The 22,320-nt window shown below is 63.5% G+C and carries 21 protein-coding genes and 1 pseudogene; 6 read left to right on the plus strand and 16 right to left on the minus strand.

Features of this window, described 5'->3' with window-relative positions:
• Window position 1: 1 nt before the first annotated feature.
• The 3 genes from tsaE to glmS are packed head-to-tail and all read right to left on the minus strand — an operon-like array spanning window position 2 to window position 3,459.
• The gene (tsaE, locus tag HMPREF3009_RS05395; protein ID WP_046648424.1) at window positions 2-466 is read right to left on the minus strand and encodes a tRNA (adenosine(37)-N6)-threonylcarbamoyltransferase complex ATPase subunit type 1 TsaE; all 465 of its coding nucleotides are present in this window, start codon (window positions 464-466) and stop codon (window positions 2-4) included.
• Window positions 456-1,556, minus strand: coding sequence for an alanine racemase (gene alr / locus HMPREF3009_RS05400; RefSeq protein ID WP_175973961.1), 1,101 nt, complete (start codon window positions 1,554-1,556; stop codon window positions 456-458). The genes tsaE and alr overlap by 11 nt, the downstream gene beginning before the upstream one ends.
• 31 nt (window positions 1,557-1,587) lie before the next feature.
• Complete coding sequence (gene glmS, locus HMPREF3009_RS05405) at window positions 1,588-3,459, minus strand: glutamine--fructose-6-phosphate transaminase (isomerizing) (protein ID WP_070680549.1); 1,872 nt, start codon at window positions 3,457-3,459, stop codon at window positions 1,588-1,590.
• A gap of 121 nt (window positions 3,460-3,580) precedes the next feature.
• On the opposite strand from glmS, the gene HMPREF3009_RS05410 reads away from it, so the two are divergent.
• Window positions 3,581-4,414, plus strand: coding sequence for a dienelactone hydrolase family protein (locus tag HMPREF3009_RS05410; RefSeq protein WP_070511351.1), 834 nt, complete (start codon window positions 3,581-3,583; stop codon window positions 4,412-4,414).
• A 55-nt stretch (window positions 4,415-4,469) separates the two neighbouring features.
• Here the strand turns inward: HMPREF3009_RS05410 and HMPREF3009_RS05415 are convergent, their stop codons facing one another.
• From HMPREF3009_RS05415 to glmM, 5 genes are all read right to left on the minus strand, one after another.
• Entirely contained in the window at window positions 4,470-4,694 is a 225-nt protein-coding gene (locus HMPREF3009_RS05415) for a hypothetical protein (protein ID WP_046648429.1), read from the minus strand.
• Between the two features lie 98 nt (window positions 4,695-4,792).
• A complete protein-coding gene (locus tag HMPREF3009_RS05420) occupies window positions 4,793-5,065 on the minus strand; it encodes a hypothetical protein (RefSeq protein WP_046648430.1) in 273 nt (90 codons plus the stop codon).
• Window positions 5,065-6,792, minus strand: a complete 1,728-nt coding sequence (locus tag HMPREF3009_RS05425; RefSeq protein ID WP_070680551.1) for a zinc metalloprotease — start codon at window positions 6,790-6,792, stop codon at window positions 5,065-5,067. The genes HMPREF3009_RS05420 and HMPREF3009_RS05425 overlap by 1 nt, the downstream gene beginning before the upstream one ends.
• Window positions 6,792-7,103 carry a hypothetical protein gene (locus HMPREF3009_RS05430; protein ID WP_053089098.1) on the minus strand — a complete coding sequence of 104 codons (312 nt, stop codon included), beginning with the start codon at window positions 7,101-7,103 and terminating at the stop codon, window positions 6,792-6,794. The genes HMPREF3009_RS05425 and HMPREF3009_RS05430 overlap by 1 nt, the downstream gene beginning before the upstream one ends.
• A gap of 140 nt (window positions 7,104-7,243) precedes the next feature.
• Window positions 7,244-8,587, minus strand: a complete 1,344-nt coding sequence (glmM, locus tag HMPREF3009_RS05435; protein ID WP_049157018.1) for a phosphoglucosamine mutase — start codon at window positions 8,585-8,587, stop codon at window positions 7,244-7,246.
• 199 nt (window positions 8,588-8,786) lie between these two features.
• On the opposite strand from glmM, the gene HMPREF3009_RS05440 reads away from it, so the two are divergent.
• From HMPREF3009_RS05440 to HMPREF3009_RS05450, 3 genes are read left to right on the plus strand one after another with little or no spacing between them, the layout of a single operon-like run.
• A complete protein-coding gene (locus tag HMPREF3009_RS05440; protein ID WP_070680553.1) occupies window positions 8,787-9,290 on the plus strand; it encodes a hypothetical protein in 504 nt (167 codons plus the stop codon).
• A complete protein-coding gene (locus HMPREF3009_RS05445; RefSeq protein WP_070680556.1) occupies window positions 9,287-9,841 on the plus strand; it encodes a hypothetical protein in 555 nt (184 codons plus the stop codon). The genes HMPREF3009_RS05440 and HMPREF3009_RS05445 overlap by 4 nt, the downstream gene beginning before the upstream one ends.
• Window positions 9,838-10,518 carry a hypothetical protein gene (locus HMPREF3009_RS05450; RefSeq protein ID WP_046648435.1) on the plus strand — a complete coding sequence of 227 codons (681 nt, stop codon included), beginning with the start codon at window positions 9,838-9,840 and terminating at the stop codon, window positions 10,516-10,518. The genes HMPREF3009_RS05445 and HMPREF3009_RS05450 overlap by 4 nt, the downstream gene beginning before the upstream one ends.
• Here the strand turns inward: HMPREF3009_RS05450 and HMPREF3009_RS05455 are convergent.
• From HMPREF3009_RS05455 to eccCa, 8 genes are all read right to left on the minus strand, one after another.
• On the minus strand, window positions 10,515-11,183 hold the full coding sequence (locus tag HMPREF3009_RS05455) for a hypothetical protein (RefSeq protein WP_128081854.1): 669 nt from the start codon (window positions 11,181-11,183) through the stop codon (window positions 10,515-10,517). The two genes, HMPREF3009_RS05450 and HMPREF3009_RS05455, sit on opposite strands and share 4 nt — an antisense overlap.
• Before the next feature lie 9 nt (window positions 11,184-11,192).
• Window positions 11,193-12,611: a hypothetical protein gene (locus tag HMPREF3009_RS05460; protein WP_046648437.1), complete on the minus strand. Its 1,419-nt coding sequence runs from the start codon at window positions 12,609-12,611 to the stop codon at window positions 11,193-11,195.
• 108 nt (window positions 12,612-12,719) lie between these two features.
• Window positions 12,720-13,256, minus strand: coding sequence for a 30S ribosomal protein S9 (rpsI, locus tag HMPREF3009_RS05465; RefSeq protein ID WP_046648438.1), 537 nt, complete (start codon window positions 13,254-13,256; stop codon window positions 12,720-12,722).
• Window positions 13,256-13,699 (minus strand): 50S ribosomal protein L13, encoded by a 444-nt coding sequence (gene rplM, locus HMPREF3009_RS05470; RefSeq protein WP_010189505.1) that lies wholly within the window; start codon window positions 13,697-13,699, stop codon window positions 13,256-13,258. The genes rpsI and rplM overlap by 1 nt, the downstream gene beginning before the upstream one ends.
• A gap of 437 nt (window positions 13,700-14,136) precedes the next feature.
• On the minus strand, window positions 14,137-14,424 hold the full coding sequence (locus HMPREF3009_RS05475; RefSeq protein ID WP_046648439.1) for a WXG100 family type VII secretion target: 288 nt from the start codon (window positions 14,422-14,424) through the stop codon (window positions 14,137-14,139).
• A 71-nt stretch (window positions 14,425-14,495) separates the two neighbouring features.
• Window positions 14,496-14,813 carry a WXG100 family type VII secretion target gene (locus HMPREF3009_RS05480; RefSeq protein WP_046648440.1) on the minus strand — a complete coding sequence of 106 codons (318 nt, stop codon included), beginning with the start codon at window positions 14,811-14,813 and terminating at the stop codon, window positions 14,496-14,498.
• Window positions 14,814-14,990: 177 nt separating this feature from the next.
• Window positions 14,991-16,103 (minus strand): type VII secretion-associated protein, encoded by a 1,113-nt coding sequence (locus HMPREF3009_RS05485; RefSeq protein ID WP_070680560.1) that lies wholly within the window; start codon window positions 16,101-16,103, stop codon window positions 14,991-14,993.
• The gene (gene eccCa / locus HMPREF3009_RS05490) at window positions 16,100-19,822 is read right to left on the minus strand and encodes a type VII secretion protein EccCa (protein WP_232760980.1); all 3,723 of its coding nucleotides are present in this window, start codon (window positions 19,820-19,822) and stop codon (window positions 16,100-16,102) included. The genes HMPREF3009_RS05485 and eccCa overlap by 4 nt, the downstream gene beginning before the upstream one ends.
• A gap of 129 nt (window positions 19,823-19,951) precedes the next feature.
• Between eccCa and eccD the strand changes: the two genes are divergently transcribed.
• Together eccD and HMPREF3009_RS13040 are read left to right on the plus strand one after the other, a co-directional pair.
• Window positions 19,952-21,283 (plus strand): type VII secretion integral membrane protein EccD, encoded by a 1,332-nt coding sequence (gene eccD, locus HMPREF3009_RS05495; protein WP_070680566.1) that lies wholly within the window; start codon window positions 19,952-19,954, stop codon window positions 21,281-21,283.
• Window positions 21,280-22,248, plus strand: a pseudogene (locus HMPREF3009_RS13040) (S8 family serine peptidase); the annotation flags it as partial. The gene eccD and the pseudogene HMPREF3009_RS13040, both read left to right, overlap by 4 nt.
• Window positions 22,249-22,320: the final 72 nt, after the last annotated feature.

Below are 22,320 nucleotides of genomic sequence, written 5' to 3' on the forward strand. Positions count from 1 at the left end.
GTTAGTTCACCCATTTCCATGTAAAGACGCGGACGTCATCGTCCGAGTCGCGGTTGATTGTGATGGCGAGGTACGCATCGGACAGGCGCTCCATGAAGCCCCCACCCCACTCGGCAACGACCACGGCGTCCTCGATTTCGGTGTCCAAGTCTAGACTGTCCAGCTCCCCCAACGGATCATCCGAATGATCGAGCAAGCGGTAGGCATCCACGTGCACCAACGTCGGCCCGCCCACGCGGGAAGGGTGCTCGCGCGCGATGACGAAGGTCGGCGACGTCACCCGCCCCTTCACCTGCATCCCGCGGGCAATGCCCTGCGTAAAGGTGGTTTTCCCGGCACCTAAGGGGCCGTCGAGGATCACCAAGTCCCCTGCTTCCAGCGTCGCGCCCAGCTCTTCGCCGAAGGCCTGGGCATCCTCCGGGGTGGCAGCCACACGGCGCCCTTCGTGCGGAAAATCACTGCGCATCGTTAGCTCCTTCACAATAGGTGCGCGTGGTGCGCCCGGTGGGGCGGCACACCACTTCATAGTTGATGGTGCCAGCGGCCGCGGCCAATTCTGTAGCGCTCATACCGCCGCGCCCAAAGATAACGGCAGTGTCCCCGGCGCGCACGCCATGAGGGTTCGCGCCGAGGTCGACGACGATCTGGTCCATGCAGACCCGCCCCACCTGCTGGTACAACTCGCCACCAATGCCTACCTGCAGCGCCCCCTGAAAGGCGCGCGGCAGCCCGTCGGCATAACCCACGCTGACGGTGGCGAGCTCGCGGTCACTATCCGCGGTCCAGGTCAGGCCATAGCATGTGGACTCCCCCGCCGAAATCGGCTTCACAGCAACAACGGAAGCCTCCCACGTCATGGCTGGTTCCAGCCCATGGTCGAGCCCGGCCACCGGTTCAAGCCCGTACAGGGCCACACCGGCGCGCACTTGTTCAAAACGTGCTGAGGGGCGAGTCAATGCCGCCGGCGAATTGGCCAGGTGGTTCAGCGGGCACTCCAGCCCCACCTCGCGTGCAAGCGCTAGGGCCTGGCGGAATTCCGCCTCCTGATGATCATTGTGCGGGTGCTCCGGCTCGTCCGCACAGGCAAAGTGGGACATGAGGCCTAGGACGGTGATGTGGGGGGCGTCGGCAAGCAGGCGGAAGGTCTCCTGCCACGCATGCTTGTCGACGCCCGACCGGTGCATCCCCGTTTCCACCATCACGAAGGCTTCGGTGGGCGCTTCGGCAGCCTCGATGAGGGCTCGTGCGTGCATCAAAGATGGGATGCCGATCTGAATACCAGCGGCAAGGGCTGGGGCGAGGTCCTCCGTTGGCTCCCACAGCCACGCGGCGATGGGAAGGTCCTCGATGACGCCTCGCAACTCCACGGCCTCGACGAGCGTGGCCACCCCGAAGGCGTCTGCCCCCGCCTTCGCCATGACCGGTGCGCAGCGCTGCGCACCGTGCCCGTACGCGTCCGCCTTGACCACGCACATGAGGCGGGCCGGGGCCACCGCCTCCTTCACGCGAGCAACATTGTGGGCAATAGCGTTGAGGTCAACGGTGGTTTTTAACATACCCACCATTGTGCCACTTGAGGGCTCAGCGCTATTCGACGGTCACCGACTTCGCAAGGTTACGCGGCTGGTCCACGTCATAGCCCTTGGCGGTGGCCACACCGCAGGCGAAAATCTGCAGCGGAACGGTAGCCAGCAGCGGCTGCATCAGCGTCGGCGCCTGCGGGATGCGGATGATGTGGTTGGCGTAGGCCTCGACCGCCTCGTCGCCCTCTTCCGCGATGACGATGGTGATAGCGCCGCGGGCGCGGATCTCCTGGATGTTGGAGACAACCTTGGCGTGCAGGGAATCGCGGCCGCGCGGGGAAGGCACGATGACGAAGACCGGCTGGCCCTCCTCGATGAGCGCGATCGGGCCGTGCTTGAGCTCGCCGGCGGCGAAGCCCTCCGCGTGCAGGTAGGCAATCTCCTTGAGCTTGAGCGCGCCCTCCAGTGCGACCGGGAAACCGACGTGGCGGCCCAAGAAGAGCACCGACTTAGCGTTCTCCATGGCAGTGGCCAGATCGTAGACCTGCTTTTCGTTGTCGATGACTGCCTGGACCTTATCCGGCATCGCACGCAGGTCATCCAGGACGGAATTGACCTCATCGGAGAACATGTTGCCGCGCAGGCGTGCTAGGTAGAGGCCCAGCAGGTAGGTCGCGGTGATCTGTGCCAGGAAGGCCTTGGTGGAGGCCACGGCGATCTCCGGGCCGGCGTGGGTGTAGAGGGCGGCGTCGGACTCGCGCGGAATGGAGGAACCCTGGGTGTTGCAAATAGCAATCACCTTGGCGCCCTGCTGGCGGGCGTGGCGCACTGCCATGAGGGGATCCATGGTCTCGCCCGACTGTGACAGGGCCACGACCAGGGTCTTCTCGTTGACAATGGGATCGCGGTAGCGGAACTCGTGGGCCAGCTCCACCTCACACGGGATGCGGCACCAGTGCTCGATGGCGTAGCGCGCGACGTGGCCGGCATAAGCGGCGGTGCCGCAGGCGATGACGATGATCTTGTCGATGGACTTGAGCACCGACTCCTCGATGCGAATCTCATCGAGGACCAGGTTGCCGGTCTCATCGAGGCGGCCGAGCAGCGTATCGCGCACGGCTGCTGGCTGGTCGTGGATTTCCTTCTCCATGAAGGAGTTGAAGCCGCCCTTTTCGGCAGCAGCGGCGTCCCATTTGATCTCGAAGGGCTTGCCCTGGGCGGGGTTGCCGTCGTAGTCGGTGATCTCGATGTCATCCGCGGTGATGGTCACGACCTGGTCGTTGTCCATCTCCACGGCGGACTTGGTGTAGTCGATGAAGCCGGAGACATCCGAGCCGAGGAAGTTCTCACCCTCGCCCAAACCGATGACCAGCGGCGAATCGCGGCGCGCAGCCACGATGCGGTCTGCCTGCTCGGCATGAATAGCCAAGAGGGTGAACGCACCTTCCAGGCGCTTGCCGGTCAACTGCATGGCCTTGGTGAGGTCGCCGTGGGCCTCGTTGTGGAAAACATCTGCTAGAAGGGTGGCGGCAACCTCAGTATCGGTCTCGGACACGAAGTTATGGCCCTTGGCCTCCAGCTCGCTCTTAAGCTCGGCGAAGTTCTCGATGATGCCGTTGTGCACGACGGCGAGCTTGCCGCCGTCCACGACGTGCGGGTGGGCGTTCAGATCGGTTGGACCACCGTGGGTTGCCCAGCGGGTGTGCCCAATGCCCAAGACGGAATCCTTCAGCGGGCGCGCAGCGATTTCAGCTTCCAGCGCAGCGACCTTTCCAGCCTTTTTGCGCCAGGAGATCTCCCCATCGGCGTACATTGCGACGCCTGCTGAGTCATAGCCGCGATACTCCAATCGGCGCAGGCCCTCCAGCACAACGTCGAGGGCAAAGTACTCACGACCATCGGTGTTATGGCCAATGTATCCAACGATTCCACACATGGAACGGAATTTTACAGCATGATTTATCGTGCCGAACCGCAAGGATCGTGCTTAAAACCTTCCCCCACCTATCTGGTACATGTCCACCTCTTTGTCTACGCTTTCCTCTATTCTGTAAAGCGTGTCTGCGAATTTGAAGAAGCATCTCGGTACGTTGTCCAAGCGCGGCCCGCACCGCGTCCTCGTTGGGGACCTGTCTTATGCAGGGCTAGAAGGCAAGGTCTACACCCCTGCTGAAGGCAAGGGCCTGCCCGCCGTGGCGTTTGCTCACGACTGGACGAAGAACGTCAAGGACTACCACGCCACTCTGCGCCACCTAGCCAGCTGGGGCATCGTGGTGGTTGCTCCCGATACGGAGACTGGTGTGTTTGCCAAGCACCGTAACCTGGCTGCCGACCTCGAATCGGCCCTGCAGATTGCCGCGGGCGTTAGGCTGGGCGCTGGCAAGATTTCGGTGTCCGCTTCCAAGCTGGGCGTTTTCGGCCACGGCATGGGAGGCGGCGTAGCCACCTTGGCTGCCGTGGATAACCCGAAGGTCCGCGCCGTCGCAGCCCTCTACCCTGCTGATACCTCACCATCCGCCGTTCAAGCTGCCCGCTCCGTCAAGGCACGCGGCCTCGTTATCGGCGCGGGCCAGGATGACATCTTCCGCGCCGGCAACCCCGCAAAGCTGGCCAACGCGTGGGGCGGACCGGTGGCCTACCGGGAGATTGCCAAGGGCACGCAGTCCGGTTTCAGCGAGGATAAGTTTTTCAAGTTGGCGCTCGGTTCCGGCTTCTTCCAGGGCTCCGCAGTCGAGACCGCCCGCGGCCTTGTGACCGGCTTCTTCCTTTCCACCCTGGCTGGCGAATCCAAGTATGACGGCTTTGCGGATGCCGACGCCTCCGCGAAGGGCGTTGAGAGCTTCACCGGCGAGGACCTGGCTCAACGCGCCGGCTTTGAGTACAGCAAATAAAGCTCCAACGAAATAGCGCTTCACAGCGCGGCTTTTCCTAACTACAGCAGGACGATCAGTTGTCGTCCTGCTGTAGTTGTTTTAGCTTAGGGACTTCAAGAAAATACCAGGCAATAAGTGCAATGCCCGGCAGAAGCAACTGAGCGGCCGTCCACAGCTTTATGTGGGACATTTCTCTGTCGAATTTAATCTCAATGCCAAGCACAACAAAAGCCACCAAGAGGTACAGCATGGGAAGAACGCCCCACAGGACGTCATGAAGCCAAGGCACTGTTGTCATGCGGCATTCTCCTCACCCTGGTTGATACGTGCAGTAGGCAGTCACCTCACGGTATCACCTGTGGCTGCGAGGAACCAGACTTGTTTCTCGCTGCTGCTTCAGCTGCGCCTGAGCACCGACTGCACCTGACCGCGCGGACGGCCCCGGCCCTGCCCCTGCGCTTGACTATGCGGCACGCCCCTGGACTCTGGGTTTCGCCCCGGCGTATGTGTGTGCGGCGCATGTGTGTGCGCTTGGGCTTGGGCCGCGCGCTGAGCGGACTTCTCGAGCTCGTCCTGTGCCTTGGCCATCGCTTTCTCAAACTCCAACAGCCGTGCGGCTGTGCGCTCACGGAATCCGCGTGCGAACTCATCGAAATCATTGTGCGGCATTACCACTGCCCTGCCTTTCGCGCCTGTACGGATGGGGAATCTGAGCTTTCTTCCGGTGCCGTTTCCGGCTTCATTTCTGGTGCGGCTCCCGCGCCGGGAGCCGGCCCAGGAGCTGGCTCAGGGGGCGGTTCAGGGGCTGGCACCGGTGCCGGCGCTTCCGCTGCCTGCATGTGCGCCAGCTTCTCTGGTGGAGCTTCTGGCTCCGGAACGTTAGTGAGCTCTGGCGGTGGTGGCGTGACTCCGTTGTCCGGGGCTGGTTCTGGCGCCGGTGGTGGTCCCGGCTCTGGTTCCGGCTTCGGCTCTGGTTCTGGCTCAGGCGCAGGTTCCAGCTCAGGCTCCGGCAGATTCTCAATGAAATCCACGGCGGCTTCAGCCAGCAGCCCAAGCCCCAGAATGGCAACTCCTACGCCTAGGATGCCCAGACTTCCGCAGCAGGATTCCTCCGGCTTACACTCACAGGATTCCGCGTTAGGACTCTCGCCGCTTTCTTCCTCACAGTCTTCAGCTTCTACAGGCTCGTCAGGCTCCTCGACCTCTTCGACTACCTGCACCGCCTCCTCCGGGCATTCAGTCACCTCCGCCTGCACGGGTGCGGTCGGCACGTCAACCTCGCTGGGCACCTCAATCCCGGCGTCGGCCGGCGTGGTGGTTCCCACGTCGCGCGGCTGCTCAGTGCAGGTACAAGACTGCTGCTTCTCCTTCTCCGCGTGGCACCCGCACGGCTTGTGCGCTTCTTCTGTTGCGGTGGAATCGGGTGTGGGCTGCGCTTGCGCTGCGGGCTCAGTCGGCACGGTATGCGGCGTGTTCGGTTTCGCTGGCTGAGGCTTGTCTTCAGCCGGCGGGCATTCTTCTTCCGTCACCGCCGCGGGCTGGGTTGGCGCAGGTTTTTCTGGCGGTGCCACCGGTTTAGATGGTTCCGGCCCAACTGGTTGCTGCGGTGGAGCGGGCTGCGCTGTCGGCGCCGGTGGCGTTGGCTGGGCTTGCGCCGGTGCCGTTGGTTCTGCGGGGCTCACAGGTTTCGTCGGTGCACAGGGCTCAGGATCCGGTTGTGGGCACTCCTTCGGCTTCTCCTCGCCACCGCATTCAGGCTCAGGCGGGGTTTCCGGCAGCTCCCGCTCGCATACCTCGGCGCAGCGCTTTTCAAACTCGCCGTAGCAATTCTCAATGGCGGTGTCGCGGTCCCGGCAGGTTTGCGAAATGGTGTCATTCGTCTGGTCAATCAGGTCACCGCCAATGCGCGAAATAACCGGGACGATGGCCTTGCCCAACGGGTGCCGCTGCAGCAACATGGTCAAGATATTCAGCAGCGGAATTACTGCAGAAATCAACTCCGCTACTGCAGATTCGGAAACACTGACCACGTCTTCGATGGCCTCGGAGCACTGCTGCGCGGACTCCACCAGATCATCGGCTTCGTCTCTTTCCTTCTCAAAGTCATCCTGCACGCCGCGCAGGTGATCCATGATCGCTCCCCCAGCCAGCGACAGCACCGTGCCAAGGAGGAAATCCCGCAGACCATTGCCGCCGCGCAGTGGACGTCGCGCGCCCATCGCCGACGCGGTATGCGTCACGAGCTCTCCTGGGTTGATCCCGTCGACGGAACCCACCATGTCCCCCAACAAATCAATCGGTGTGCTGGGACCGGAGTAGCCGCCAAGGCTCGCAGCCTGAAACTGGGAGACTACCTGTGAATAATCGCCCAAGAGCGACTTGATCATCGTGGACATCAGTTCGCCCCCGTTTCCTGGCTGCCGAATTGGCCAGCGAGGCCACGGTCGACGTCGCCAAACGCCCGCACCTGCTCACGCGCGGCGCCCGCGGTGGCCGATATGTTCTCCAAGCGCCACGCACCGCGCTCGTGTAGCCGACTCAACAACGCCTGAATCTGCGCCCCATGCCCGCTAAAATCCCGCCCCGCAGAAGACGGGGCAAAGCTCGGTCTGTCCCCGCGGTGTGCGTCACTTTGGGCGCGGGCTTGGTCCATGACGTCGTCGAGAAGCCGCGTGGCTTCCTCCTCATCAAAAAATACGTCGGGCATGTGCGCCCTCCTTCTTGTCCACAACAAACAGTGATTCCTGCTCTTATTGGACTGAGAAAGCCACCCGCCGGTTCCCCCACCGCGCAGAAAAAGAAGAAACCCCAGGCCAAAGGCCCAGGGTTGCGATTATGCGGGTAGAACTAGACAGCGGCAACGACGGCAGCAAGCTTGCCCGCTACCTTGCGTGCCTGCTCCTTTTCAGCTGCTTCCACCATGACGCGGAAGAGCTCCTCCGTGCCGGAGGGGCGCAGCAGGACGCGGCCCGTATCACCAAGCTCTGCCTCGGCGGCGGCAATAGCTTCCTTGACTTCGGGGGCGTTGAGGATGACCGCCTTATCGGACACCGGCACGTTGATGAGCACCTGCGGCAATACCGTCATCACGGAGGCCAGCTCCTTGAGAGTCTTGCCGGACTTAGCCATGCGCGCCATGATAGACAGTCCCGTCAGTGTGCCATCGCCAGTGGTGCAATCATCCGGCAGCACGACGTGACCGGACTGCTCGCCGCCCAGGGAGAAATCACCGCGGTTGAGCTCCTCCAGCACGTAGCGATCCCCCACGGCGGTTTCCTTGACCTCAATGCCCTGCTCCTGCATCGCCAGCTTCAGCCCCAGGTTCGACATCACGGTGGCCACCAGGGTGTTGAAGCGGAGGTCGTTCTCTTCCTTCATGCCCACCGCGAGGATCGCCATGATCTGGTCACCGTCAACGACGTTGCCCTCAGCATCGACGGCTAGGCAACGGTCAGCGTCACCGTCGTGGGCCAAGCCCAGATCAGCGCCGTGCTCGACGACGGCCTCCTGAGTCTTCTCAATGTGGGTCGAACCGCAGTCCTCGTTGATGTTGAAGGCATTGGGCTTGTTGTGAATAGCGATGACCTCAGCGCCCGCTGCCTCATAGGCCTGCGGAGCAACCTTGGAGGCAGCACCGTTTGCGGTGTCGACAACAACCTTGATACCGCTCAGATCCGTGGTGACGACCTCTGCTAGGTGCTTGAGGTAGCGCTCCCGGCCGTCGGGGGCCTCCGAAATAATGCGGCCAATCTTGGTCCCCGTGGGCCCACCGTCGGTGAGGTTGTCCATGGCAGCCTGGATGCGGTCTTCCACCTCATCCGGCAGCTTCTTGCCGCCCGCGGAAAAGAACTTGATGCCATTGTCCGGCATCGGGTTGTGGGAGGCGGAAATCATCACGCCGAGGTCCGCCCCAAAATCATCGGTGAGGAATGCGATGGCCGGGGTCGGCAGCACGCCGACGCGCACGACGTCGACGCCGCGTGAGGCCAAGCCCGAGGCAATCGCCGCATCCAACATCTCGCCCGACACACGCGGGTCGCGCCCAATAATCGCCAGCGGGCGGCGCTCGTAGGACTCCCGGTCCGAGGTCAGCACCTCCGCCGCTGCCTGCCCTAGGCGCAAAGCCAGAATGGGAGTGAGCTTCTTGTTCGCGAGGCCGCGAACTCCATCGGTTCCAAAAAGTCGAGTCATAGTTGTTCATTATGCCCGCTCCCCCTTGCCTGGCGCAGGTCGGCTCGTTCTTGTTGTGTAGACTTCTTCCCACCTTCTGCCCTGTGAGCAGGGCCGGTGGGGAGTTTCCCCAGTTAACGCGCGCGCTGGGCCGTCCTCTGCTTGAATAATCACCATGTCCTATGCGAAAGGCTTGACGCGCGTGAGGGAGTCGAAGGGAGTGAAACTCTTCAAAACCCTCACCGATGGTGTGCTCACCAAGTTCAACATGGCGATACTCGCTGTCGCAGCACTATTTCTGGTGCTCGGAAACACCGAGCCCGCGGAAACGGAAGAACCTGCAGTCATCGCTCCAGGCGAAACGGTGGAGTTGCAGCAGGCCCAGGTGGTCGTCGATAAGCCCCGCGTCGAGGCCGGCCAAGTCCACGTCACCGCCACGTTCCTCAACACCCAAGACATCGCCTTCACGGACTACCAACAGATGTTTAGCCTTACCCGCAATGGTGAGCCTATCCCCTTTGAGCAGTTCTCCATCGCGCCCTCACTGGAGAACGGGGCGGTGACCAGGCCCAACCCCGGGGTTCCCTTCGCCGTCGACATCCCCGTCGACGATGCCCCCGGAACAGCGCTTGTTCTCAACGATCTGACGGTGCGCAAATCCAGCCTGGACATGTCCTACCGATGGTTTGACCCCACCCCCGTAGCAGAGATGGAGTTGGCATGACCCACCGCAAATCTTCCTCCCTGCCCCTGCTCAACCGCAAGAAGGTCCCCATGATCGCCGTGGCCGCAGCGATCACCTCCCTGGGCATCTTCATTAGTGACCAGCTGCCCGATCCGCGCGAGGTGGAATTCTCCCACTTTGAGTACACCGACGAAGTACCCGGGCACACCCGCATTAGCCAGGTAGACGTCCACACTCGCCCACTGGCGTCCGGCGACTACGCGGAATTCACCGGCACTCTGCCCGAGGGCGAGGAGCTCAATGAGCTGTATGAAGTAGCCGTCGATTTCACGCTGGAGCGCACTCACTCCTACCCCCTGAGCCTGAAATTAGAAGACTCCGAGGGCCGTGTTTTCCGCACGACCACACCGCAATGCGACGCCGAGGTCGTCTCCCTCCCCATGACATGTACCAGTCTCTTTGTACTCCCAGAGGATTCGCTGGGCCCCGCCACGCTGGCGCTAGAGGTGGAGAATCTCCTCGGCGACTTCCACCAACAACCGGTCCCCATGGGCAAGGAACTTCACACAGCCGTGGAGGTTAAAGCATGACGTCCCAAGACACAGCATCGAAGAAGGCCTCGAAGGCGTGGTGGTGGGCAGCAACTCTTCCGGCGCTCGCGATCATGGTGGCGGCCTCCTCCTCCGTCATGGTGCACGGCTACCGCCCGCTGTCGGTCCATTCGACCGTCGAGGCCACCAAGCAAGAGCCCGCCGAGTTCAGCTTTGATTATCAGCTAGACCAGGACACCGCCCAGCGCTCGGCGACGGTCACCCTGGCCGCCATCGACAAGGCAGACCCCTCCGAATTCGGCTCCCTTTATGCCGACAAGAACCTCATGGATCCCCCTGCGCTCCCCGGGGACACCGCACTCTACAAGGCCACCGTGGACTGGCATGCGGATCCGGAAAGCCCACTTGAAGGATGCGAGGTCGGGCTCCGTGACGGCCAAGGGATCGAGCAACCTGTCCGCCTCGTGTTGTCCCCGCAGGACGTGCCGACCGATATGCCCGCCGCCTTCCCCAACCTCTGTGAACCCGAAGGGGCTGCGGGGCCGATGGCCATCAATCCTTTCGAACTAGATGCCAATATCCTCCCCGAGCCCAGCGCGCGGCCGGCTGAATGGGAGATGACGTACTACTTCGTCACCAACGCCGATTTCGAGCCTTCCGAATTATTCGTCACCTGGGGCGCCCCTTATGAGGTGCGCCTGCGCACAGGCGCTTAGAAGCCTTCTGCGCGGACAACCGCCTCAACGTCCTCCGCGCCCGGATCGGTCTTGTTCCACGGCCACGACACCATTACCTTCTCTTCTGGGTAGTAGACGAAAATGTCGCCACCGCCGAATCCATCCTTGCCCCATTCGTTGACGAGGACTTCCGGGGCGGAACCATTCGCCTCGCGAACAGTACGGGTCGACGTCTGGAAGGCATCATCGTGATAATCGGGCAAGGCTCTGTACATCTCTTCGGCCTCCTCCCCAATGACAATGTCCCGCGGACTATGGAATGTCATGAGCCCCTCAGCGTCCTGCTCCTTGGTAAGCCACGGCTTGCAGGAATAGCCGTGGGCTCCTTCTAGCAGAGCATTCTCGGATTGCAGCGGTGCTTCGGTACACAGGGCGATCTTCTCAATGAAGGCCTCCGGCAAGACGTCCGCGGTCTCAGGGCGCAGGTTCACGATGTGGTCCTCCCGCAGGTCCGGACGCGCCAGCTCCTCGCTGGACCCGCGCCTGTTGATCTGCTCAACCATAATCCCGCCAGCAATCAACACCACCGCGACAACCAGGGTGAGAATGTTGAGCTTGCGCGCGCTGATGTGGGTATCAGGATCGGTCGTGGCTTCTGCGCGATCCACGTCACCGGCTTGAGTGTGCTCAGTAGTCTGTGTCACCGATTCCACCTACTTCTCTCCCGCCTGGCTCGCTGGGACGGCAGATTCAGCGTCCGGCTCTTCGCCTTGGTTTTCGTCGGTGCTCTCATCTGCGTCCTCCGCCTCGGCGTACTCAGCGTTGAGGAAGCGGTCCAGCGCGGCTACCACCAGCGGGAGCGCAACGAGGAAGTACACGGCTCGGGCAAAAACCAGCGCATAAGGCTCAAGCCCAATGGTGATGGTCCCCAGCGCCAGCGGTTTGATGATGGCACGCAGGGCATAGACTACGCCCAGCTCAGCGCCCGAAGCCAAGACGAAGACGAGGCAGAAGGTCAGCATGGGGACCGCACCGGCGACTGCCAGCGTCTTGAAATTGCGCCACGCATTACGGAAGGGGCCGACGAGTGGCTGCGCGGCGTTGTCCAGCATGTCTCGCGTCGTTCGGAAGGCTGCTTCCGAATAGCGACGCCCATAATCGGCCCACATCTTCTGCTCGGCATGCGGGGAGAGCTTTCCTCGTTCGGCGGGACCTTCGATGGGGGCATCGGCTACCGTCTGCAGGGGCGGTACCGCGTCCTCCTCGCCTGACGTGTCCGGCTCAGAACTGTCCTTCTCTCTGGTCAGGCTCGTGTTGTAGACCACCGCGCCGAGGGTCAGCCATGCGAAGGGCACGACGATAAAGTTGCCGATTTGCGCCGCGTTATTCCACAGCCACCCAATCACCGCACCAATGACCCAGGTGTGGGCGACAATCCAATCCTTCGCCGTGACAATAGAGTCCCATACGGGGCCAATGCCTTGCCGGCTAAGAATCCACACACGGACCTTCTCAAAATTGCTGGTGATGCTTAGCGACGCCGTGGCCATCCACAGCACCTCCAGGTACGCGGCCGCAGTGGCCACGCCAAAGGCGCGCTCCCCCAACTGCAGCGCACCAATGAGTTTGCGCAGCACCACGATAGAAATGAGAAACCCTGCAAATAGCCATCCGGAGTTTATGAACGAGCGCCCGAAATCATAATCGAGAAAGCTGGTGGCCACCTCGATGGTCACGGAGTCGTAGACAAAGGTCCGCGCGTCATCCCGCAACAGGCCGTGGGAGGAATACACGGTGAGGAACGGGATGAGGAGGCCACCGACGGTCAGCAGCGTGGTCTTATCCAGTTTGCTAAAGCGGGTCTCGCCGCCAAAGAACTCCATGGACGGCTGCATGATCCAAAAGCACACGATGACGCCGGTCATCACAGAAAGCGGCGCAAAGGGGAAGATGAGCGTGGCGGCCAACGGCGAATACTCAGAAATGACCACCGCCAACCACAGCACCGCCGCGCGCACTGCCAGCGACAGGCAAATCACCGTGATCAGCTGCGGCAGGTACCGCCACAGCAACTTTGCTGCGTCCAAGGGGACCGATAGTGCGTCCCGCGCGCTCTCAAGAATGACTTTCACGCCGCTTAGTATAAGGAGAATCACACCAGTGCGCTGGCCGAACGGGGAAAGCCGCCCCCTCCCACGAAAGGGAAGCAGCGGCTTTCGAAAATGCAGTATGCGCGAAGATTAACGCTTGGAGTACTGCGGGGCACGACGTGCCTTGTGCAGACCAGCCTTCTTACGCTCCACGGCACGAGCATCACGGGTGAGCAGGCCAGCCTTCTTCAGGGCCTGGCGGTCAGCCGGGTTGTAGATGTTCAGTGCGCGGGCGATAGCCAGACGCAGGGCGCCGGCCTGGCCGGTCGGGCCACCACCGGTGACGGTGACCTTGAGGTCAAACTGGCCCTCGCGCTCGAGGATGGTCAGCGGCTGCAGGATGTCCTGCTGGTGCAGCTTGTTCGGGAAGTACTCGTCAAAGGCACGGCCGTTGACAGAGATGTTGCCGGAACCAGCGACGAGGCGGACACGAGCGATGGCGCGCTTACGGCGGCCAACGGTCTGAATCGGGCCCTCGTGGATAGCCGGGGCAGCGGTCTCAACCTCAGCCTCGGTGTCGGTTGCCAGGGAATCACCGATGGTGTTGGTGAACTCCTCGGTAGCGGCGGTTGCTGCAGCGATGTCGGCAGCGTCGGCTACATTGTTGTCGATGTTCTGCTCGGTCATTACTGTGCCACCTGCTTAAACTCAAAGGTTTCCGGCTTCTGGCCGGCGTACGGGTGCTCCTCGCCCACGAAAACGTGCAGCTTCTTGATGGAGGCGTTGGAAAGCTTGTTGTGCGGCATCATGCCCTTCACAGCTTCCTCGATAACGCGGACCGGGTTGGCGTCCAGGGACTGACCAAGGGTCATGGACTTCAGGCCGCCCGGGTAACCGGAGTGGCGGTAGCGCATCTCGCGCTCGCGCTTGTTGGAAGAAATGTGGATCTTGTCCGCATTCAGGATGATGATGTGGTCGCCGCAATCAACGTTCGGTGCGTACTGGGGCTTGTGCTTACCGCGCAGCATGTCAGCCACGGTGGAAGCAAGCTTGCCCAGAACCACGTCGGTAGCGTCGATGACGTACCACTTGCGGGTGATGTCACCGCTCTTCGGGTGGAAAGTAGACAAAATGACTCCTTGAAAGTCTGTCTCGGAACTGCCGGCCAACGCTATGTAAGCCCCTACGCGGTACATACAGCGGCCGGTGGAGACCTGCAGCACGCGCGCACCCACGTAGACGCGGGTGCGGACACATAGGTGTTTCACTTTAGTATGAGGCTGTTTGAAAACCCAAAACGCCGATATCGCCCCTCACCAACGCCTCCATCCCCAGATACTTCGGGGTGGGGGTAGAGACAGAAACGTTGATGAGAAGCGATACCGGCGCCTTTCACTAGGTGGGCAGAAAGTGCTGACTGTGAGGTGGTGCGTCCAGCCCTTCCATTGACTGCACCCCCTCTCCTAGCCCTTCACGCCTTCCTCCACGCCACCCACCGCTCATGGTTGTGAATGGTGATGGAAGACTGCGCCCATACTCCTAGCGAAAGACCCGCAGTCGAGACGGTTTAGCCCCAGCTAGCGGCGGCGCGGCGGTTGACGTCACTCATATTGTCATTGCCCTGGGACACCGTGGTGGAGATGGTCGCTAGCACCGTGTTGAGCTCGGCGGCAGCTTTATCCCACTTGGCCTGCGCCGCGTTATATGCGGCGGCGCTTTCTCCCTCCCATGTCGATACCATCGGCTGCAGGGTGGCCTTAAGGTCACCGAGGAGCCCGTTGATGCGGCCGGAGGTGGAGTTGATGTCGGCGGCGGCACCAGCGATGGCGCCAAACTGATACTTAATTCCAGACATTGCGTGTTCCTTATCTTCTGTGTGCTCGTGTGTGGTTCAGTGCGTACGGCTATAGGAGGCTGCGGCTCTGTTTAAAGGGCCAGGCCCGCGCCGCCGACGTTGTCGAAGGACTGGGCGTTATCTGCCTCAACCGAATCAAAGTTTCGGGCATTGTCCCTGATGTTGTCGCTGATGGCGGTCAGTGCCTCACGCAGCTGCTGTGCGGAGGAGTTGTAGCGCTGCATCAGGTTGTCAAAGGAAACCTGCGCGCGGCCTGCCCAGCTGGCGCGGACGGAGTCCACAACTCCCTGCAGACGGGTGAGCTCACCCTGTACCTCGTCATTGGTGGAGTCGACGCGGCCGGCGGTGGCCACCATTACGTCGGCTTCTGTGCGGAACGTTTGAGTCATTGTTCTCTCCCTTTCTTTGTTCCCTACCTGGGGCATGCCCTTTTACTACGGGGCCTGATGTGTGTTTCTTTCCCCCCGAGAAGCCCCCTGTGTCCTTCTCACCCTTATTGGACTGAGTTAGTGGCGCATCGGTTCCCACCGGTTTCAAAGTTTTTAATTTTTCTGGCTTGCCGCTGCTTAGTCCTTCTTAACCAGCGATTCCGCCGCCATTCGGCACGCTGCCTTCTGCACCACGTTGGGCTCGAACTTGGTGTGGCAGCCCACGGACATCTGGTGGCCTTTGTCCTCCCACATCATCCAGGTCACCCGCGAGCCATCGCCGGGGTCTTCGGTATAGGTCAGCCGCCCGGACTCCTCTACCGGATCACGGAGGGCGGGATCGGATTCGATCTGCTCCTTGATCTCCGCAAAAAGGACGTCAACGGGCACGTTGAAAAGCGGATCTGCAGCGACAAGGATCCGCAGGTTGGGATCCTCACCGGCCGCGGTAACGAGCCCATCTTCCACGCTGGTACGAAAACCCTGTGGCAAGACCAAGGACATCCCTTCCACGTCGATGGCTTGTTGGCCCGGACGCAGCCGCGCACTGCCGGTATCCCCGGGCGAGCCTTGCGTCCCGCCCTCCTCAGTCGGCGCGTCCGAGCTCTGGGTCGGGGCCGTACCCGGCGAATGGGCAGCACTGGAAGTACTTACCGCCGTCTGGTGTGGTGTCGCGGCTGCTAAGGCTGCGTCTTTGCGTCCCACGGCCCACCAGGACACCCCGGCCACGACGAGCACCATGACCGCAATGGCGATATAGAAGGGGTCGATGCCCCCCACGAGCGCAGAAAGGCGGTGTGGTGTCGCGCGATGGGAGCGTCGCGCGCGCGTGGCTCGCGGCCGCTCAGCTGTCACGGTGTCTGCATGGCCCTCGTCGTGCCCGTCCACAACCGCCCTTGTAAGAGTCGGTGTTTGTTCCACCACGGGCGGCGATGGTTCTGTTTCCACTACCGTCGCGCCCGCGCCGGTCAGTTGGCGGCGCAGGATGCTCACTGCCTCGTCAGTGATGTCCGTACCGGATGGATCCGCTACCACCTCGGCGCTTACCTCCGGCCACTCCGCCCCGCAGACCTTTTCTGCCTGGTCAAGGACGGCGTCGAGCGCCCAGCCTTCGGCGATACCAGTGCCGGGTAAGTCGTAGCGGTAGATCGTCTCCGGCCCCTCATAGATCGTGGCGGCGTCGAGCACCGTGATAACGAGTGTGGTCTCTGGCGTAGTCGACGGTGTGCGCAGTGCATGAGTCGCGGTCATTGGTTATCTCCCTTGCTGGATGTGGTGTGTGGTGGTTCTTCTGGTGTGTCGGTGTCCGGCACATACACCTGTGCCAGGCCTTGGGGTGCCCCACGCACGACCCATTGGCCGCGGCCGGGCGGCAGCGCTACTGGTTTGATGCCGAAGATGGCGCCTTCGTCGCGGTCGGCGTCGAGAAGCAGCAGTGCTGGCTGCAGGTCGCGCACTGCCGAGAGGAACTGCCCAAACAGCGCGCGCCCGATTCCTCCTGATTTGCGCGCGAGCACTAGGTGCAGGCCCACATCGCGGGCGTGCGGGAGAATCTCCACAAGTGGTGCCAGGGCAATGTCGCTGACCAAGTCGAGATCATCGATGACAAGGTAAATATCCGGCCCCTCCCACCAGCTCCGCGCGGCCAACTGCGCGGGAGTGACCTCGGGGCCGGGGAGGCGCTGCTCTAAGGTGCGGACGGTATCGAGGATGGCCTGGGTGGCCGCGCTTGCCGACGCCCCGTAGACCGCCACCATCTCCTCATCCAGCGTCCCCAAATGTGCCCGGCGCTCATCGATAACCACGAGGCGGGCTTCCTCCCGGTTCAGTTGGCTGATACCGGCGAGAATCACGCTGAGGAACTGCGACTTACCGGAACCTTGAGAACCAATGCACACGAGGTGGGGCTGCGTGGTCGGATCCCACGTCAGAAGGTCCAGGTCCGGCCCGCCAATTCCCCAAGCCACCCCGGCCGGTGGGCTGCCGGCCGGTTGTGGAAGCTCGGTGAGCAGGGCGGGCAGCATCTTCAACGGCGGGACCGGCTGGGCGTCCGCATGCACTCCGCAGATATGAGCGATATCCTGCGGGGACGTCGCAGCGAAGAGCAGGTTCTCCCCCGCCAGCGTGATGCCCCGACCGGGCGCTGCCGGGAGTTTTTGTTGTGCTTTGCGGTCAATGAGGGAATCCATGGCTTCACCCAGACGCAGCTCGAGGCGCGCCGCGATAAGGTCCCGGATTGACGGCCGCAGGCTGGTCCACCGCGCCGCCGCGATCAGGACGTGAACGTGGGAAGACGCACCATCTGCGACCAGCTGGGTAATCGGCTCGGCGAGATCTTCAAAATCCGCCCCAGAGGTGCCAATGTGGTGCCAGCCATCCACAATCAGGAAGGTGTGGCGGGATTCCGGGCGACGCACGAGGCCAGCGACTTCGTCGACGATGCGCCGTACCTTCTCCGGTTCCTCGCGGCCGGCCACCCCGGCCACGTGGGGCAGCCGCTCCAGGACCTGCAGTTGCCCGCCGCCCAAGTCGATGACATAAAAGCGCACCTGGTCCGGCGAGTGCCGCAGTGCCATTCCGGAGGCGATACTGCGCAGCGCCATTGACTTGCCCGACTGCGGCCCACCGCACAGGGCCAGGTGCCCGCCACCCGTCGTGAAGTCCACGGTGAGTGGGTCTTGGCGCTGGTGGTAGGGGCGGTCGATAAGCCCCACCTCGGCGCACAGCCCGCCGCCCGCGCCGGGCGGTTCTGCCTGCACAGCGGCGACACTGGACAGCTCCACCACGGCGGGCAAGGGCGGCAGCCAGATTCGCCGCGCTGATTGACCGCGCCCGGCGGCTTCGTCCCGGGCAGCCCCCACCACGGTGTCAAGGAGGGTGCTCGAGGAGTCCACGAGTACTGCGAAGTCTAGGTTCTCCTCCACCACGCGGTGCCCGGTGAAAAGCTCTAGGCGCGCCGTGTGCTGTGCGGAAGCATCATCTTCTAGCGCTACCCGGCGCGTCACCGGGCCGGACACATAGGAGGCCTGGAAACGTGTGGGGGCATCGGCATCCGTCTTGAGGTAGCCGGCTCCCGGCTGGGCGGGGAGGTGGTAGGCGTCGGGCACACCGAGGACCTGGCGGGACTCCCCGGCGGAGAATGTCTTCAGGCCAATGCGGTAGGACAGGTGCGAATCCAATCCCCGTAGGCGCCCTTCTTCCAGGCGCTGGGATGCCAGCAGCAGGTGCACGTGCAGTGAGCGGCCGAGCCTTCCTACTGCGACGAAGAGCTCCGCGAAGTCCGGGTGCTGGCCCAACAGTTCCGAGAACTCGTCCACCACGATGACCAGCGCCGGCAGCGGCCCGTGCTCCGCCACCGCGGCAGCGGAAGCATTGAACTCGCCCACATTGGCAAAGTTGCCGGCCTTGCGCAGCAGCTCCTGGCGGCGGTTCATCTCCCCGGAGATGGCATCGTACATGCGCTCCACCAGGGTAGATTCCTCCTCCAGGTTGGTAATCACGGCGGAGGTGTGCGGCAGCTCCTCGCAGCCGAGAAAGGTCGCCCCACCTTTGAAGTCCACGAGCACGAGGTTGAGCTCCTCCGGGCTATGCGTGGCGGCTAAGGCCACGACGAGTGTCCTGAGCAGCTCCGATTTTCCGCTGCCCGTAGCACCGATGCACAGCCCATGCGGGCCCATGCCGCCCTGCGCCGACTCCTTCAGGTCGAGCACCACCGCCTGCCCGGACTCGTCCACACCGATGGGCACGCGCAGGCGTTCGACCGGGCTGCGGCCTTGCCACATGCCGGAGGCCTGCAGCGCATCCACGTCCCGGTAGCCCAGCAGCACAGGGAGGTCCGCATCGCGACCGTGCCGTGGCGTTGCCGTAGCATCGCCGCCGAAGGGGCGGTGATAGGGCGCAAGCGTGCGGGCGTGGAGGAGGGCCGTGGAAACGTCGACAAGCGCGCAGCTACCCAGCTTCTCCTCCCCCGCGGCGGTGACCACGGACAGCGCGCCTTCCGCCCGCAGGTAAATGCCTTCGTCCTCCGCACGGCGGCCCAGCGGCGAATGAGGTGTGACACCCACGGCGATGGTGGTCGTCGGGGCGTCTTCCGACGCTCCCTCTTTGTCGAGTACACCACTATGCCGGTGGTCCTCCTCCACGACGCGGATACGAAACTGAGCGCTCTCCGGATCCCTCGAGTGCGGCAGCCACTTCAGCCACTCCCAGCTCTCCCCGTGGTACTCAATGCCCACGGTTTCCGGGCCATGCAGTACCGCCAGGTGCAACAGCAGCGCGCGGGCCATACCGTGCGCATCCGCACCGGCCAGCCCCACGATAGGGAAGGCTTGGAGCTGGATGACCACCGGCATATCCGCCAGCGTTCCCACCGCGCGCACGGTCTGGCGCAGGCTCACCGCACACACTGGGTCGAGGTCTTCTGCGGCACCCGAATCTGGAACATTGATCGGCGTGCACAGTGCCATCGGCCCCGTCCCCACCCGCACTTCCAGGGCATCCGGGGCATCTGCCGTCCGCTCCCACAGCCGCGGGGTGGGAATCAGCGCGCCAAGCTGTTCGGGGTCAGGGTTGCGGTGTTCCTCGTGCGCACGTTGCGCCGCCCCGCGCTCTAGCGCTTCCTCCCGCAGCGCCTTGAGGTGACGCAGGTACGTCCGGCGAGTTTCGTCCGGATCCTGCCCGCCTCCCTGCGGGTTGAACATCATGGCCATGCTGGCCAGCATCATGAGCGGGAACATGAGGCTCATGGGGCTTATCCGGCGCGCATCACCCGCGCCGAGAACCATGAGCGCCACCATGCCCACCATGGCCGCGATCATGACCAGCGGCATAAGCAGGCGAACCAACGGAACGGGCTGGGCACGGGCCGCCTCCGGCACGGCCTCGGCATCAATGCTGCCTTGCGGCAGTGGTGGCGCTGGTTCCCGATATGACGACAGCCCGGTGTCAACGACGCGTGTAGGTACGCGCATGTCAAAGTCCTTCCCCCCGAAGTACTCCACCGCCTCCTTAAGCGGTGGACAGCGTGCCACCAGTAAGCCACAATGTGAGGCAATGGGCAAGGGGTTGCCCAGAAATTTTTCTCGGGGGAGGTATTTTCCATGACTCGCGCACTCGCGCATTCTGTCCGCGTCACCGTCCGTATCCACGCAGGCCAGACCCGCAAAGAAGCGGATATCTCACTGCCGCTTTCTTCCAGCCTCGGGGAGGTGCTGGGGGAGCTGCTCGTGCTTGTCGACGTTCCCCCAGCACCCATCCTGTGGCGCGCCACTACCGCGGCGGGCAAGACCATATCGATGACCACGCCACTGGATCGCACCAGCGTAGAAGAAGGCTCCGTGCTGGTGCTTAGCCCGGATGCACCGGCGCCGGCACCCATCGTGCGCGACGCCGCGGAAGCATTAGCCGCCGATGTCTCCGCCACGCAGCTTTCTGGCCTGGCTGGGCTGTGGGGTGTGGCGGGCCTTATCGCCGGCGGTGGGCTCCTTGCCGCAACACTGTCCCCCACGGTCGGCTGCGCCGCCACTGCACTCCTCGCCCTCGTTCTTGCGGTATGGACGCGGCGAGGATCTCTGCTCGCCACCGCGCACGTCGCCGCGGGGCTGGCGGGCGGGTTAGCCACTGGCGCAGCATTTGTCGCTGGACCTGCAGGTACCGCGGTGTCGGCGGCACCCGTCGTGGGGGCCGCGACCGCCGTCGGTGCGACGGCGGTGCTCTCCCACCTGGTACGCATCGGCGGGCTGCGGGACCGGGCTACTGCCGCGACGTGGTGCCTGCTCGTGCTCGTCGGTCTCCTCGGCCCCGCCCCGCTCCTCGCAGCCACCGTGGGCCTGTTGGCGGGCGCTCCCCTGCTGACCACGCGGCTGGCGGGTTTGCGCGTGCCGCAGCTTCCCACCGCCGGGCAAGACTTAAGCATCTCGGACGAGGTACCCACCGATAACGCGCTCGCTGCCCGGCGCGCCGGGCAGGCCTACGAGGGCATCGCGGTGGGCTGCGCGGTGGCGGGCATCCCTGCCCTGCTCCTCATCGCATTAAACGCCAACGCGGCGGCAACCCAGGGGGCCTCCCAAGCGCTGTGTGTAAGTATCGCTGGCGGGGTCATCGTGCATGCAGCACGCCATGCCCGGCCCATTGCTGCGTGGGCACTGGGAATCTATGGCCTCGCCGCTGCGTGTTCCGCGGTGGCTGTGCCGCTGCGCGAGTGGCAGCGGCTTTCTGCGCCAACCACGGAAACATGGGTGCTCAGCGTCATCGCGGTGCTCATCGTTGTGGCCATGCTGTCAGTACCGGTGTGGGCAGGCAAACTACGGCAGATTGAGCCGACCACCATCGTGTGGTTCGAGCGCGCCGAAGCCCTCGCACTGGCCGCGTGTTTGCCGCTCGCCGCACACCTGGCTGGGCTCTTCGAGTTCATTAGGGGGCTGGGCTCATGATAGCTCTAATTAGAATCGGCGCCGCCAGCGCTGCTCTTGGCGCTGGTCTGGCGTGGGGGTCCTGTGTGTTGCCCGGGCCGGTAGCTGCTGCCCGCGAGCCAGACACCGCGTGCGCGGAGGCTACCCTCGCCGCGGCAGGGCCGCAGCCTTCCGCGCAATACTCGGACTATCGCGCGCGGCTGCATTCTTTTGCCACGGGTGCCGGGGTGAAGGTCGCGGTCATCGACACCGGAGTGGCCGCGCACCCCCAGCTGCGCGTGACACCGGGAGCGGACTTCGTAACCCCAGACGAGCCCGACCCGCTGCGAGACTGTGACCTGCACGGCACGGTGGTGGCCGGGGTCATCGCAGGAAGAGAGCTCGGCGTGGCCCCGGATGCGGAAATCTACGCCATCCGGCAAACCAGTTCGCATTTCAGGCAACCGGCGCCGGATAACTCGGCAGGGGCCGATGGTTCAGCGGAGGAAGACCACGGTTCCGGAACGCTGGCCAGCCTGGCTGCTGCCATCGAGGATGCCGTGAACGCGGGAGCTCAGGTCATCAACGTCTCCGTCGTGTCCTGCGTCCCGCCGGATGCCGCCTCACGGGTGGATCGATCGGGCTTGGACGCAGCGCTGCAGCGCGCGGAGGACGCTGGGGCGGTGGTGGTGGCGGCGTCGGGAAACGCGACATCCGGTGGCTGTGAACAAGGTGATGTGGTCTTCCCCGCCGTGGCGGATACTGTCCTCGCGGTTGGCGCCCTAGCCACCCCGTACGACCTTGCGGATTACTCCATCGCTGCACCTCTCAGCGCAGAGGGCAACGTACCACTCGCCTTGGAACCCGGCGGCGGCTGGGCCAGTGCCAAGGGGGATACCCTCTTTCAAGGCACGTCTTTCGCCGCGCCCCTGGTCAGCGGAACGCTCGCTCTGCTGGTGCAGCGCTACCCCGACGAGTCCCCGGCGCAGCTGCGCCAACGCGTCATCGATTCCGCCGAGCCCGGCCACGGGGTGGTCGATCCCCTCACCGCGGTGACCTTTCGTCCTGCGGCCGAAACC

The sequence above is a fragment of the Corynebacterium sp. HMSC034H07 genome (assembly GCF_001815175.1).
GTDB classification, from domain to species: Bacteria; Actinomycetota; Actinomycetes; order Mycobacteriales; family Mycobacteriaceae; genus Corynebacterium; species Corynebacterium hiratae.